The sequence below is a fragment of the Pseudomonas rosaeacicularis genome (assembly GCF_057128745.1).
This window is the reverse complement of record NZ_JBSKHT010000003.1, coordinates 317,498-331,697: the sequence shown is the minus strand read 5'-3', so window position 1 is coordinate 331,697 and position 14,200 is coordinate 317,498. Positions and strand designations below refer to the sequence as shown.

At 53.5% G+C, this 14,200-nt stretch carries 13 protein-coding genes and 2 pseudogenes; 7 read left to right on the top strand and 8 right to left on the bottom strand.

From position 1 onward, the window contains the following. Positions 1-73 precede the first annotated feature (73 nt). From ACWKWM_RS06090 to ACWKWM_RS06080, 3 genes are read right to left on the bottom strand one after another with little or no spacing between them, the layout of a single operon-like run. Complete coding sequence (locus tag ACWKWM_RS06090) at positions 74-712, bottom strand: RraA family protein (protein ID WP_483845255.1); 639 nt, start codon at positions 710-712, stop codon at positions 74-76. Positions 713-744: 32 nt separating this feature from the next. Continuing rightward, a complete protein-coding gene (locus ACWKWM_RS06085; protein ID WP_483845254.1) occupies positions 745-1,719 on the bottom strand; it encodes a hydroxyacid dehydrogenase in 975 nt (324 codons plus the stop codon). 10 nt (positions 1,720-1,729) lie between these two features. Continuing rightward, positions 1,730-3,079, bottom strand: coding sequence for an MFS transporter (locus ACWKWM_RS06080; protein ID WP_483845253.1), 1,350 nt, complete (start codon positions 3,077-3,079; stop codon positions 1,730-1,732). Between the two features lie 171 nt (positions 3,080-3,250). Between ACWKWM_RS06080 and ACWKWM_RS06075 the strand changes: the two are divergent. Continuing rightward, positions 3,251-3,439: pseudogene (locus ACWKWM_RS06075) on the top strand (helix-turn-helix domain-containing protein); the annotation flags it as partial. Positions 3,440-3,523: 84 nt separating this feature from the next. Further along, positions 3,524-4,771, top strand: coding sequence for an IclR family transcriptional regulator (locus ACWKWM_RS06070; RefSeq protein WP_483845374.1), 1,248 nt, complete (start codon positions 3,524-3,526; stop codon positions 4,769-4,771). A gap of 62 nt (positions 4,772-4,833) precedes the next feature. Here the strand turns inward: ACWKWM_RS06070 and ACWKWM_RS06065 are convergent, their stop codons facing one another. Beyond that, the gene (locus ACWKWM_RS06065) at positions 4,834-5,547 is read right to left on the bottom strand and encodes an SOS response-associated peptidase (RefSeq protein WP_483845373.1); all 714 of its coding nucleotides are present in this window, start codon (positions 5,545-5,547) and stop codon (positions 4,834-4,836) included. 98 nt (positions 5,548-5,645) lie between these two features. On the opposite strand from ACWKWM_RS06065, the gene ACWKWM_RS06060 reads away from it, so the two are divergent. Continuing rightward, complete coding sequence (locus tag ACWKWM_RS06060; protein WP_483845252.1) at positions 5,646-6,077, top strand: LexA family protein; 432 nt, start codon at positions 5,646-5,648, stop codon at positions 6,075-6,077. Beyond that, on the top strand, positions 6,064-7,344 hold the full coding sequence (locus tag ACWKWM_RS06055; RefSeq protein ID WP_483845251.1) for a Y-family DNA polymerase: 1,281 nt from the start codon (positions 6,064-6,066) through the stop codon (positions 7,342-7,344). The genes ACWKWM_RS06060 and ACWKWM_RS06055 overlap by 14 nt, the downstream gene beginning before the upstream one ends. A 452-nt stretch (positions 7,345-7,796) precedes the next feature. Here ACWKWM_RS06055 and ACWKWM_RS06050 read toward each other — a convergent pair whose 3' ends face one another. Continuing rightward, positions 7,797-8,036 carry a hypothetical protein gene (locus ACWKWM_RS06050; RefSeq protein WP_483838665.1) on the bottom strand — a complete coding sequence of 80 codons (240 nt, stop codon included), beginning with the start codon at positions 8,034-8,036 and terminating at the stop codon, positions 7,797-7,799. A 161-nt stretch (positions 8,037-8,197) separates the two neighbouring features. Here ACWKWM_RS06050 and ACWKWM_RS06045 point away from each other — a divergent pair. Both ACWKWM_RS06045 and ACWKWM_RS06040 read left to right on the top strand, forming a co-directional pair. Further along, a pseudogene (locus ACWKWM_RS06045) lies at positions 8,198-8,962 on the top strand (PAS domain-containing protein); the annotation flags it as partial. A 111-nt stretch (positions 8,963-9,073) separates the two neighbouring features. Then, positions 9,074-9,511: a methyl-accepting chemotaxis protein gene (locus tag ACWKWM_RS06040; RefSeq protein WP_483845372.1), complete on the top strand. Its 438-nt coding sequence runs from the start codon at positions 9,074-9,076 to the stop codon at positions 9,509-9,511. A gap of 245 nt (positions 9,512-9,756) precedes the next feature. Here the strand turns inward: ACWKWM_RS06040 and ACWKWM_RS06035 are convergent, their stop codons facing one another. Both ACWKWM_RS06035 and ACWKWM_RS06030 read right to left on the bottom strand, forming a co-directional pair. Then, entirely contained in the window at positions 9,757-10,539 is a 783-nt protein-coding gene (locus ACWKWM_RS06035; protein ID WP_483845250.1) for a hypothetical protein, read from the bottom strand. Between the two features lie 145 nt (positions 10,540-10,684). Continuing rightward, complete coding sequence (locus tag ACWKWM_RS06030) at positions 10,685-11,653, bottom strand: endonuclease (protein WP_483845249.1); 969 nt, start codon at positions 11,651-11,653, stop codon at positions 10,685-10,687. A 133-nt stretch (positions 11,654-11,786) separates the two neighbouring features. On the opposite strand from ACWKWM_RS06030, the gene ACWKWM_RS06025 reads away from it, so the two are divergent. Next, entirely contained in the window at positions 11,787-12,974 is a 1,188-nt protein-coding gene (locus ACWKWM_RS06025; RefSeq protein ID WP_483845248.1) for a hypothetical protein, read from the top strand. A gap of 242 nt (positions 12,975-13,216) precedes the next feature. Here the strand turns inward: ACWKWM_RS06025 and ACWKWM_RS06020 are convergent, their stop codons facing one another. Further along, complete coding sequence (locus ACWKWM_RS06020; protein ID WP_483845247.1) at positions 13,217-14,191, bottom strand: plasmid partitioning protein RepB C-terminal domain-containing protein; 975 nt, start codon at positions 14,189-14,191, stop codon at positions 13,217-13,219. Between the last annotated feature and the right edge of the window lie 9 nt (positions 14,192-14,200).

Here is a 14,200-nt window from a genome sequence, read left to right as displayed (position 1 = left end):
GACAGTCAGTTTTAACGTTAAACGTTGTCCAAAGGAGGCCAACTGTTAGTCCCCATATACTCGCGGACGACGATTAGCGAATACTCGCGCGGACTCTCTCTCTGAAAGTGTTCTCGATCCCATCCTGGATTTTCAGCTTGTCGGCCAGCGATGGAACCAAATGGCGGCTGATGACGATGATTCCGTCCCTGTCGCCCAAAATCGCATCCCCTGGATTGCACACGACGTTGCCACACGCGACTGGCGAACCCACCTGACCTGGGCCGTATTTGGACGGGCCCGCTGGATTCACCGCTCGTGCATAGGTCGGCAGACCCATGACGTTCAGTTCTTCAATGTCGCGAACGGCACCATCTATAACTACTGCCGAGACCTGGCGGGCGAGGCATACCTCCCCCAACAGATCACCAAAGACAGCACGGTTGGTTTCACCGTTGCCGTTGATGACTAGGACATCACCCGGCTTGGCATCGTCCAATGCCCTGTGGATGGCTAAATTGTCACCTTCCCACGTGAGGATAGGCAGTACCGTACCGAAGAACGAAGCTTTACCCGCTACATGGTGGATAGCAGAAGCCATCATTCCCAGACGCTGCATTACATCGCCGATCAGTGCGACCGGGTAATGCGATATCTCTTCAATTTGTTTAAGGGACGCACGTTCCCAATCTTCGCTCACGGTGATGCTTTCATCAGATACATTGATAAACATGGTGACCTCGGCGTGAATCCGTTAAAGCGCTATTAGTTGAACGTCTTGGATACAGGTTTATTGACCGGGTGCAGCGGCGCTTCACCGCGCAAGACCGCAGAAATGGCCTCTACCGCGCTCATACCAACTCGCAGTAATGATTCATTGGTTTGTCCTGCAACATGAGGCGTGACGAGCAGGTTGGGCAGGTCTGAAACGGGGAATGTGTTGCAGCTAAACGGGGTGATCATGTCGGTGTTTTCCGCAGCAAGTACGTCGACACCTGCACCGCCTAGCTTCCCGCTGCGAAGCGCTTCGGCAACCGCCGCTTCATCGATCACTCCACCACGGCTGGTGTTGATCAGGATGGCGCCTGTCTTCATCTTCTCGATTTCAGCCCCGCCAATGAGGTTCTCGGTGCCCGGTTGCAGAGGCACGTGAAGGCTTACTACGTCTGCTTGTGCCAACAAGGTGTCGAGATCCACCAAGCGTTTATCAAAGCTCGCGTCATAGGCTGGGTCGGTCGCCAGCACCTTCATGCCGAAAGCTTCAGCAACGGGTGCAACGTGCTGACCGATGTCGCCGAATCCGATCAAGCCCAAAGTGCGCCCCTCGAGCTCAATACCTGTGAGGGCCAGTCGATCGGCTGCCCAGATTTCGTTGCGGGTCTGGTCGGTTGCCAGCTGAATTTTGCGGCTCAAACCTAACAACAGAGCGAACACGTGTTCCACCACGCTTCTGCGGTTTTCGCCTGGTGTATTGGTGACCCAGACGCCGAGTTCCGCTGCTGCTTTGTAATCCACGTTGTCGTAACCCGCGCCGTGCCTTGCGACGATTTTCAAGTTCGGGGAGGTGGCGATCATCTCTGCAGAGATATGACCACCGCGCAAAAATACGGCATCTACTTGCTGTTGAATGTCTGCGTAAGAGACCGCGTCAGGGCCATAGCCAAGTCGAACCTCACCCACCAAGGAGAGCGCTTTCAGTACGTCTGGGTGGATCGGGCTAGTCACATAAATCAAAGGCATGATCATCACCTTAAGAGAATTGGTGGGTATTGGCGTCATCGCCAGCCGCCGGCGCATTTCTGCGAACGGTCGAGATAACGATTAGTCCCAGAAGACCTGACAGACACAAGATGTACGCGGGGGTGGACTGGTTGCCGGTTGCACCGATCAGCCAGGTCGCAAGGAATGGGCCTGAACCGCCGCCAATGACCGCGCCTACGCTGTGGCCGAATGCAACTCCGGTGTGGCGGATATGCATCGGGAAGAATTCCGGCATCACCGAGTAAGTACCCGCTTGGCAGAGTGCGTACGGAATCATGCCGAGTGCTAGTCCAGCCATTGCCAGGTTGACCGAGCCTTGCTGCATAAGCATGAAGGACGGAATCGACACTACGGCGTAGGCCACGTAGGCGTATCGCAAGATGGATTTGCCGCCGCGATAAGAGCCGAGCTGGCCGGCGAGAGGAATCAAAAATGCGGCTAGGATTACGGCAATCAGAACGATAGTAGAGGCTGCGCCTTTCGAATATCCCAGGATGGAGCTGAAGTAGGCCGCGATGAATACGGTGCCAATGTAGGTACCGATATTCTGAACCATAGCGATCATGATCACCTTGGCCAAAGGCTTGCGATAGTCGCGAATCAGCTCGGCAAAAGGTTGACCTTGTTTGACTTTCGCATCGTTTTTCTTGGATGCGAATTCAGGGCTGTCTTCAATGCTCAGTCGCATGTAAAGACCAATGATGCCCAGTGGAAGTGCCAGCAGGAACGGGATACGCCAGCCCCACGAAAGCATCTCGGGATCGGCGAGGGTTGCCGCAGCAAGACCAGCAATGGCGGCCGCCAGGCCTTTACCGAACTGAGCGATGGAGGGGAGGAAAGAGATGTATAGGGCGCGGCGTTTAGGTGGCGCCCATTCGCGGATGTAGCTAGCGGCGCCCCCGATTTCGCCACCAGCGGAGAATCCCTGAAGCATGCGCAGTGCGACCAGAAGTATGGGGGCCCAAACACCGATTTGCGCGTAGCCGGGCAATAGACCTATAAGCGTGGCCGCAGCTCCCATCATTGTGATGCTGGCGATCAGGCTGAAGCGTCTGCCCACCTTGTCCCCTAACCAGCCGAATGCGATAGCGCCAAGCGGTCTCACCAAAAACGCTGAACCAAACACAAGGAAAGTGTTTAGCAGCCCGGTCGTCGCATCATCGGAAGGAAAGAAAACCATAGCGAGGGTGGCAGCTACGTACCCGTAGACGCTGAAGTCGTAGTACTCGACAAACGTTCCAAATACAGCGGCCCTGGTGGCCTTCTTTGCTTTCCTGGTCTGTTCCGTTTCTTCAACAGTCTGTGCGACGGGCTCGGCCATAACGTTATTGTTGTTCATGGGCACCTCGGGTTATCGGACGCTTGGCCTATTCAAAAAATGGGACAGTGTCCTGCTTTTGTTTTATCTAGATTCTAGAACCTCGCTTTGGTTGTCAATAGGCGGTCGAGATTTGCGGTCGAGCGGTTGAAAAGGTCAGAATGGGGGCCCGTTAAACGGTATAACCTCAAGATGGCTCTACTCGACCCAGCAGATAACGCTCCTCAGAGTGTCTTGCAGACCTCAAGCCATACCCGGCTAATCGAGGTGCTAGACGCACTTGTCAGGAGGGTCGATGGAGAGCCTTGGGGAGTACGGGAGCTTGCGGCAGAGCTGTCTGAAAGTCGCTCCACCGTTAATCGCATCCTCGTCGCATTGGTTGAAAGAGGGCTGGCCTTAGAGATAGGCACTGGGAAGTACACTCTCGGGCCGAGGCTGACGGTTCTCGCCAATTCGTCCAGAGCCATGAATGAACTTGATGAGGGAACTCGGTCGCTTCAACAACTCGCTGAGTTAGCGAACGCTACTGCTTTGATCTCCATCTGTTGTCCGTTGAGTGGTGGATACTTTGTCGCGGCATGTGGCCAGGCTATGTCTTCACTCATGTTCAGGCCAGAACTGGGAGTCCTTTACCCGCTCTCGTTCGGTGATATTGGTCGCTGCTTCAGGGAGGTTCTCCCGAAGCAAGATGTTGCTTGCGATCAAGGGGATGTTAACGGCGCAGCGCTTCGAGGCGAGTCCGGTACTTTGTCTGAGTCAGAATTCCCTGCGCCGCTCGCGATTTCTACCAAGAGCCTGGGGAATGGTCTCGTGGTGGCAGTGTCAGTGCATTCGGTAAACGGGCAAGTTTCGGTCAAGAGTGACCAAATCGATAAGGCCGTTTCACGATTCGTTGATGAGATGGCGATAGAAGTCGGTTCGCGCTTGAAGCGAGTCAAGCAGATACGGTCTATCAGCGCTGAGGATGCTAAGTCGACAGTAGTGCGGCTGGAGCGACTCCTGCTCTTGGCATACGCCTCGCCAGAAGGTTGGGATAACACAGCCGCTCTCAACAGTCTTTTGCTGTGCAATGCTGTTACTTGCAAGCGGCTCATCCAGTCTGGAATACAAACCGAAGTTTTGAGTCGGGTAGGCAACAGGCTTTTCCCTGGCCCTCGGCTCTTTCAATGGGCTTCAAAAATTGGGCAGCAGACAAATATTGCAGATTTGAGTCGTCCTACTGTCCAGAGCCTTGTGCAGGAGACTGGTGAAACGATAGCGATCCTGTCCTACGATGAGACCACTCAGCGTGCAACGTTTCTGGACGTCATACAGGGTTGGAGGCCTATTCAATATCAACTGGCAATCAACACCGATGTACCCCTGTATGCGGGGGCTGCGGGAAAGGCAGTTTTGGCCTTTTGTAGTAAGGAAGTAGCTAACTCAATTGAACTGATCCGGATAACCGAAGCCACTATCACCTCCAGGCCAGAACTCGAAACCGAACTGAAGATTATTCAAGACCGTGGATGGGCTACGGGTACTGGCGAACGTGTCCTTGGAGCGTTCGGCTTGGCAGTTCCTTTCTTTGCCGACGGAAAAATTCGCGGTTCGATATCTGCGACCATCCCCCAATATCGAAAGGATGATCGTGATCTACCTAGGTTGACGCAATTGATGCTAGAGGCCAGCGCAAAGATAGGCCGACTACTTTCACTTGGCATTTCACGCTAGGCATTTGAGAACGTTGCCAGAGTGTTCTCCGGCACGGAATAGTCGTTCACACTTTTAGCGCATCACTTTGGCTGAACGTCTGACGGCTGCGGCATAGCTTCGATCAACTGCGGCCCCTGATTGCGCACGTTCCCAACCTCTTTGCCAACCTCGTACCAATGGAATTCTTCGACTGGTCGGCAACACGCCAGGGCCAGGTCTCGCGCGCGCTCAGGTGAAGTCTCCGGATCTATCCACTCCCTAGCATGTTCGGGCGCTAGCACCACTGGCCGACGGTCATGGATATCGACCATGCCCTGATCGCTATCTGCAGTGATGATGACGAAGCCGTCACGCTCGTCGGGTTCAAGTCCAAGGTGTACTTCAGCCAAGCCAGCGAAGAACATTGGCTTTTGATCTTTTGAAGTAATGAAATAGGGTTGCTTCTTTTTGGGCTCAACCGGATCTTTCACCCACTCGTACCAGCCATTTGCAGGCACAACAGCTCGGCCATTCGGCCAGAGCTGCTTGAAGAATTTCCCCATCATAACGGTTTCAACCCTGGCGTTAATTGGGTCGATCTTTTTCCCTTTCGCCCAAAACGGCGACCATCCCCATCTCACCTTGTCGATGCTTAAGCCGCCTTGTACTGGTCGGATGATTTCGACACGAGTCGTCGGTGCGACGTTGTAGCGCTCTATAGGCCAGAGGTCGTAGCCATTGATCACCAACTGCTTTGGCGCAAGCTCCTTGAGGTAGTGATCCATCGATTCGTAGATCGAGTAGCGTCCGCACATAATTCCACCCGTCGAAATTTCCTGGATATGAGATTGACCGCAGCCGCCTGAGAACGTTAACTGTATATACATACAGCTACCCTAGGCAAGGCTTCATCATGAGCGTCACCATCCTTGGCCCGTTGTCGGCCGGCGGCCAAAAGCTGCCGCTTTATTCGTTCCTCGTACCTGCTGGCTTTCCCTCGCCAGCAGCGGATCACATCGAAAAACACATCTCGCTAGATGAGCTTTTTGACATCCGGGCGCCGCATGTGTACCTCGTGAAGATTGAAGGCGACAGCATGCAAGGCGCGGGGATTTATTGCGGGGATCTGGTGATTGTTGATCGCAGCCTGGATGCTGTTCATGGAGATATCGTCATCGCGGCACTCAACACAGAGCCAGTTTGCAAACGCCTTTGCTTGCAGGGCAAGGACGTCATTCTCAAGTCGGAAAATTCTAGATATCCTTCCCGCCACGTGATGGAAGGTGATGAGCTCACGATCTGGGGTGTAGTCAAATATAGCGTTCGCGACCATGACAAAGCCTGAGCCGGTCTTCGCCTTGATCGACTGCAACAGCTTCTATGCGAGCTGTGAAAGGGTGTTCCGGCCTGACCTAGCCAAGACGCCAATCGTGGTGCTTTCAAACAACGATGGTTGCGTGATCGCGCGCAGCTACGACGCCAAAGAGTTCGTGAAGATGGGCGCACCGTACTTCCAGATCAAAGATCACCTGCGCCGCAATGGTGTCGTCGCGTTCAGCAGTAACTACGCGCTCTACGGCGACATGAGCGAACGTGTGATGACGATCATCGAATCCATGGTGCCTGCACTCGAGGTCTATAGCATCGATGAAGCCTTTGCTGATTTGTCGGGCATTCCTGGTGACCTGACAGCATTCGGACGCACCATCCGCGCCGCCATTCACAAGCGCACTGGCATCCCGGTAGGGGTTGGAATCGCCCCTACGAAAACCTTGGCAAAACTGGCAAACCATACGGCCAAACGTTTTATCGACGAGACGGGTGGAGTGGTCGATCTCCGTGATCAGTTCAACCGCAACTGGACGCTTCGCAACACGGATGTTGGTGAAGTCTGGGGTGTCGGTAAGCGCATGAGAGCGCACTTGGAAGTGATGGGGATTAGGAGCGCAATGGACTTAGCCCAAGCTGACGCCAGGATGCTCAGGGACAAGTTTAGCGTGGTGATTGAAAAGACGGCCCGCGAACTCGCTGGCACACCTTGCCTCGAACTGGGCGAGGCCGAGCCGCCGAAGCAGGAAATTTGCTGCAGCCGTATGTTTGGGAATCGACTGACGGATATTGAGCCAATCAAAGAGGCGGTGGCCACATATGTGCAGCGCGCTGCAGAGAAGCTTCGGGCACAAAACTCACTGTGCAAAAAAATCCGAGTAAGCATCCGAACCGGGATGTTCAACCCCGAAGAAGCGAAGTACGCCAACGGTGCATTGGTCGAACTGCCATATCCAACCAACGACGTCCGGCTGATGACTAAGGCGGCGACGGAGGCAGTAAATCGGTTATTCAGGCCAGGGTTCAAATATAGCAAGGCAGAAGTGCTGCTCATGGATCTCCGCCAGCCTGGTGAGTTTACGGATGACTTATTCGCGCATTCGCAGCCTGCGGCTGCTGACAAAGTCATGAGTGTGCTAGACGAAATCAACGGACGATGGGGACGGGGAACGCTTCGTGCGGCCAGCGTCCCAACAGCACCAGCATGGGGGATGCGACGAGATCTTATGAGTAGCAGTTTCACCACGAAGATCGATCAGCTTTGGACGGTCAAAGCGAAATGAGCCAGCCCATACAGGCTACGTTCAATATGAAAATACTCAGACCGCTCGAAGGATTCAGCAGCCCGTTCCACACCGCGCTTTAGGCCATCTAATGCCGCTTGGTCATTAGCTGGCAGCCCGGCATGCACTTTGGCTTTCTACTTCAGAGACTACCTAAAACATGGCACCTGATATGAACACTCAAATCCGTCGTCAGCTGTACGGCATTAGCTCAGACCTGAAGTGGTCGTGCGTGGAACTGCTACGTATAGCGGAACGGCTTGAGGCAGCTGGGAACTCACCTGATTCGCAAGCTATACATCGAATGATCCAGAATTTTCAGCAGGGCGAGTTGCGCCTCAGTGAAATAGCCGACGCGACCAGAGACGATGCCGTTCCTGCCTAAGCATTTGCGGTCATTGGGACATGGATTTCTATGGTTAGAGGAATCGGATCGAACGTATGTGGGTAATTCAGTGGCTGCTCAGCCGGACAATCTTGCCATCGGTTGCTTCCTGCACAATACCTCGAAGAACATCTTCGGCTCCGTTCAGCTCTTGAGCCAAGGCAATAATTTTTAATGCCTCTTCATTGTTTCCGCTTGCGGCCAGTCGAACGGCAATGCTTAAAAGGCTTGTCGAGCAGGAGCTCAATGTTGATGCACTTCCCTTAAGCATCTTGCTGAACTCTTGTGTAGGAAGGTTCGGTTTCATTGGACTCCCATAAGCCGTCTCAGTCTAAAGCCAGGCGTTGACGCCGGATTTAACTACCCATAAATCCATAGCAGAGGAGCTGCAAATTACGCCCGACGGCTAGTCTAAATTTGCTCCGATCTCCGCCGATAGCCTCTATATAACCGAAGAGGCCGCTGTCCATGTTTAGCACCAAACTTAAGAACCAGCTTGCTTCCCAAGCGGCCGAGCTCTTGGAGCTTCGTCAGATACGCGATGGCCTGAGCCGTGAAATGTTAACGCTCAGCATTGATTCGACATTCAAAATCATTGGATGCAACGATAATTTTGCAGAGGCTTTGGGCTACAGCCAGGAGCAGCTGCGTGGTCGTGCCATGGATGAAATCGTACCCCTGTACGTATCCAAATTACCGTGCTTTCGGAATTTCCGGGTAGCAGTAGCCGCAGGAAAATCCATTACCGATGAGTACCGTTATTTACACGCAGATGGCTCCCTAGTGTGGCTGCATGCGCATTGGCAACCTATCGCCGATGCTTCCGGCAATTTAAGCCATGTGACTTGCTACGCAACCAACATCACCTCCCGTTTGGAACAGGCTTCGGAAAACAGCTCCTTCATTGATGCCTTACTCCGTTCGACTGCGGTAATCGAGTTCGACCTCTCCGGTCATGTGCTCAAAGCAAACGATCAGTTCTTGCAAGCTATGGGCTACAACTTGGGCCAAGCGAAAGGCAGTCATCACCGTATCTTCTGCAAGCCGGAAGAAACGTCTGCTCAGAAATACAAAGACTTCTGGTCGACCCTGAACAGGGGAGAATTTGTCGCCGGCCGGTTTGAGCGCGTAGATAGTCGCGGCCACACCGTCTGGCTGGAAGCGACATACAACCCGGTCTATGACACCGAGGGAACCCTTTGCAAAGTCGTCAAATTTGCAACGGTGGTCACAGATCAGGTGGCACGTGAACTGGAGGTCAGCGAAGCAGCACAGACTGCATTTGAGATTTCTCAACAAACTGATGTCACTGCTCAACGCGGAGCAGTCGTAGTCAACGACACAATGCATACCATGCGCAAAATCGCGGTGGATATGCAGGCTGCATCCGGGGGGGTAGAGGCGCTCGGGAAGCAGTCAGTGCTTATCAGCTCTATCATTCAGACAATCAGCAGTATCGCTCAGCAAACAAACTTGTTGGCATTGAATGCGGCAATTGAGGCCGCCCGAGCAGGTGAACAAGGTCGGGGGTTTGCGGTGGTTGCAGATGAGGTTCGACAGTTGGCGGGACGTACCAGCACGGCCACGGAGCAGATTGCCTCTGTCGTCTTGCAGAACCAAAAGCTGGTCGACGAAACCGTGGGTGAGATGGCCAACAGCAAGTACCAAGCGGAGCAGGGGCTGGAACTTGCGACTCAGGCAGGGCACGTTATCGTCGAAATTCAGGATGGTGCCAAGAGGGTGGTCGATGCGGTGGGTAGGTTTGCTACCCAGATGGTTTAACGATTGGTCAGGCGGCTAGGGCCTTGGCGACGTCATGGTGTCTACTATGAAGGCTAAGTGCTCCCTTCAATGTAAGCCCGGGATCGCTAGCTCTACTTAGGTTGGAGTTAGTGCACTGATGTAGGCGTTTCAAGGTCGATGACTCAGTTGTGACAATTCCCAACGGCTGACCTAGTAGGTGTCTTTAGGAGGTCGCTATCCGGGAAAGCACGTCTATCAAGTACCGATCTCGACGGGGAACGCTCCTAGCAACTCGCCCAGCGCAAACCATCCTTGGGTACAAATATCCAGCCTTCTACAGGGTCAATTTCGGGTAGGGGCTGCGCTAATGACTCAGGCTTATACTCGAACAACCAACCTAGCAAGGCACAGGTAAGTGCGTCTTGTAGATCCACGTGCTCCAGGCCGGAAGCAAATTTCCTAGCGACTTGATCATCCACCAACAGTTCTTCATAAAACGGTGTTCTTAGCTCGTCAACGCAATGCGACTGTTTGCAGGCTGATGGATAGGCTTCAATTGCCTGAAGCAGTTTTCCGTCAGTCCATACACCGCAAGTTTTTTGAGTTGGTGCGAACCGTCTTAGGACGTGCATTCCTTTGGTTGCCTGACTCCCGATCATATCTTTAATCGGGGAGAGGGGAGAAAGGCCCATCTTAAAAAGGAAGTGTTCAGTCTGCCGATGCAGGTATGGATTCTCAGACGCCAGCCCGATATTGGGCGCAGTTTTGTCTGAGGTGAGCAAATCAATGAGCGGCTTGGAAAACCCCAATGGGGTGTCAATCGCCAAGGTGGTTTTCAAGGTTTCAGGTTCGAGGTCGTTGACGCGACATAACACTAATAGGTTGCGCACGAATTCTTCGGTATTTGCTGATTCGTTGATCGTCGACCGAAGATTTCCACGCCAAGGTTGGCCGAGAATTTCGCGCCCGGAATCCAGAATCACCAGCGCGTCACGGCTTTTCGGGTTGTAATCGCAATTCCAGCCACCAACGTCCCAACCAATGAATATTTTGCTCTGTAAGGCCATCGGGACGTTCCTCTGGAATTAGAGATGGCTCACCATCGGGGACGTTAAAGCGGCGTATTTACTGCAGACTGATCAGGAGGCCGATTGAGCATCTCGGCGCGAAAGCAGCGCGATCAAGCACTGCATCCTCTAGCCATGCGGCACCTTATCTGCAATTACCCGCTTTTCGATAGCCCGCCGCCGTCGCCTCAGATTCTGACGCAAATGAAATCTGGTTTTTGGACGACACTTTGTCGTAGCTCGGGCAGCCTGTTGGTAGGTGATAAACGTGGCTGTTTTTGTTCCCGATGATGGCTCCAGCGGAAGCTGAGCTGATCACCTGAGGCTCGGCGGGCACAGGCTTCACAGCGCGTAGGGGAAGGGTGCTTACAATACCGTCGCCAGATGGCTTATAACCCGAAGCCCAAGAACGCTCGCCTGTCACGAAGAGGTTGGGGTGGCCCATGATTGCCGTGATGCGCTTGTTCCGTTCCAGCTCCCAGGCCGTCACCGGGAACTGCTTGTCCCATGCCATCAGCAACTGTTGCTGCTGACGCGACATGTTCAAGTTGTATCGATCAAACATGTAGAACGTCGTCCTCGCTACCAAACCCTTCACTTCGTCGCGCGGCTCGGCGGCACGCTGATCGAAATCGACTTTGGTCTTGCATTGGCCGTATTGCGGAGCGATACCAGAGGCCATTCCATAGTTGAAGTTGCTGCGATCGCCATTAACCTCACCTACTGAGGGGTACAGGTTGAAGAGGTCAGCTTCCATCGCACGGAATACCGGATCGTCATCCACGCAATGCTCGCGACCGCCGTTCTGCCAGCATTGGCGCTGATGCCCAAATGTCCAGGCCGGAACGATGTGTTCCCACTCCGTGCGCTCAGATCGATTTTCTTGTTTCCTGGCCTGAAGACCGCAAGATCCAGCGTCGATGCGACCTCCTGATTTTCCTACCCACGTCCACTTGCAGCCGCAGTAAAGCTCACCCATTGAGCTGCTAGCTTGATCCAGATAGACCTTTTGTTTGGCGACGATTTTAGCTTCGGTAAACGTGGCGGGCGGGTTGGCGAAGGCGGGGAGGACTGAAGATAAAGACAACGCTAAAGCAAGCAGTATTTTTTTCATGGTGACGGCAGTGGCAAATTAAGCGGCGCAGTATAAAGGCATCTTCGGCTAAGCGAGTGCATCCGGCAGACGCATAATCGCTGCTCAACTATCGTTGAGTCCTCTTCCAGCAGAAGACGAGACCCAGCCCGCAATGTACATCACCAAACAATTCACTCCGCAGGAGATGTTCCGCCTCGTCTGGGAAACTCCCGTACTCCTCTTGGCACGCCAGATTGGGGTATCTGATGTGGGACTGGCCAAAGCCTGTCGTCGGGCAGGCATAACCCTACCGACCCGGGGCCACTGGGCCAAACCCGAATCCAAGCGGCCAAAGAAACCCAAGCCTCCTGTGTCCACGGACGTCATCGAATTTCGGGTCGTTGATCCAGAGACGTTTTCAAAACTGCCTGCCAAGATGACAGCTATACCGAGTCGTCAAATCGCGATGCCATCTTCGCTTGTTGACCCGCACCCGCTCGTAAAGCGCTGGATCAATGCCGCCCGCAAAGCCAAGGTCGTCAGCGGTTACTCCTCCCTGGAGTCGGGCGACTTCCTTGATGGAAGAGTATCCAAAGCACAGATTGACCGTTGCGCTCTTCTGTACGACACGCTAATAAAGGAGTCCAAGTTGCTAGGTTATGATTGGAGCGTGCAAACGGCGGGAACGCAGATAATCGTTGATGGTGAGAAGCTCCTCATAAATATCCAGGAGCGGATCACTCGGATGGAAATACCCAGACCCCCGCCGCGAGTCTCGAAACCCGGCCAGCCGTGGGCGCCTGACTTTTCAGACGTTGACCCTCGATATTCATGGCATCCGACAGGCGAGTTAAGCCTGCACATCATCGCTAGTACGGAGCTGAGAGAACGCAAAAACTGGAGCGACACTAAGACCGGGCGACTGGAAGAAAAACTGGGCCAGATAATCGATACGCTACCGAGAGTCGCGGCCTCCGTGAAAGTTTACCGAGAGAAACGGGAGGCCCAAGAGCGTGAATGGGCGAAACAGGCGCGCGAAAATGAGGAGGAGGATGAGTTAACGTGCCGGGCCAAAAAGCTCAGGTCGAATTTGGTTGAAAATGCTCTCGACTGGGAAAGAGCAGAGCGGCTTCAGACGTTCATTAGTGCGGTGATCGAGTCTGCGCCTAAAGATGAACAATCACAGCAAGCGTTGGGGCTTTGGGTTACATGGGCGCAGCACCAGGTTGGCATGTTGAATCCGCTCAGTCGAGAGGGACAACCGGTATTCACCATGACGGTTGCTAGTGATTTGAACAGTTACTCAAAGCCATTAACTGGGGTGTCGGATGATTCTAATAACTGGTTGGGAGATGCTTAGTGCGCGGATGGATATCATGACGGCAGACCCTCGCTGTCTGACGGGCCGATCTCCCCGGATGACCTCTGCAACCTCATCTTCTTGGCTTATCCGACTCTCGACGCTGCTGCCGTACCGGCTGGCTCAAACGGCTTAGGCAAGCGAAGCCACACGATATCGCGCGGGCGTCACGATTTGCCGCGCAATTTGTGCCCCGGCAGCTACACCGAGCTTAGTCCTTTAATGCAATGCGCAATCGGTGGTTATTTTCTGGAGTTTGTCACAAGCTCAAGTCGTGGGGCTTCTGGTTCATCCAACCCCCACGGTAGCTCTGTGAGCTCGGCAATTAATTGAAATTCTTTCAGATACTCAGGCTGGTGTCTTGCCAACCACCTCACAACGGAAGCGTTTGCCAAAAGCTTGGCCAAATAGCCCTTTATTACGGTGAGGTGGAGTACGTCGGGGCCGTAGTCATCCTCGACTGTTTTAATCTGCATTTGTAAGGCAGCCAACTCTCGCTCCAAGCGGGCAATCGATTCTGCGGAAACGTTCTGATCGTTGATTTTTTTCGCTTGTGCCGATAATTGATCAGGATGGGTAGCAGCCAGAAGGGCTCGGGCGAACATGACCGACAGATTTCTGTTCCCAAGCATCAGCTCAGCCGCTTCCATTTGTCTTAGGGGCTTCATTTGCCGTAGAAGAATAAAAACAGCGGCTGGGCAATTTGTATCACCGAGAAGTCCTATGACCTCACTACAGATGCCATTCAGAAGCCGGAATCTATGCTTGATCGTTTCTGGTGATAACCCGAGGGCTTTACCCAGTCGCTCAGCAGATACACCGCGCTCCATTGCCCGAACAATCATCCTGTTGCTTTGGACGGCTGAGAGCCTGTTGATACGTTTGTTATAGGAGTAAGTGTCATCCTCGGTCGCCACCAAGCAATCGACCTCCAACTCTCCTAATTCTTTCAGTGCCTCAACGCGTAAATGCCCGTCTAGCAAAAAGTAATGTCCACCTCTACCTGGCGCGAGCGTCACGACTGGAGGCTCAACTAATCCAACATCTTGGATCGACGCTACAATTTGCTGATATTTTTGGCTTTCTTTGACACCTGGTCGCAAGGCTTTCAGGGGCAGAACATCGGCTACCTTGACGCGAATGCATGCATCTAAAAACGCACTTTTAGGCACAGTCGCGGGGCTTGGTTTGCTAGGTGTGAGTGCTTGGTCAGCCATTACTATCCC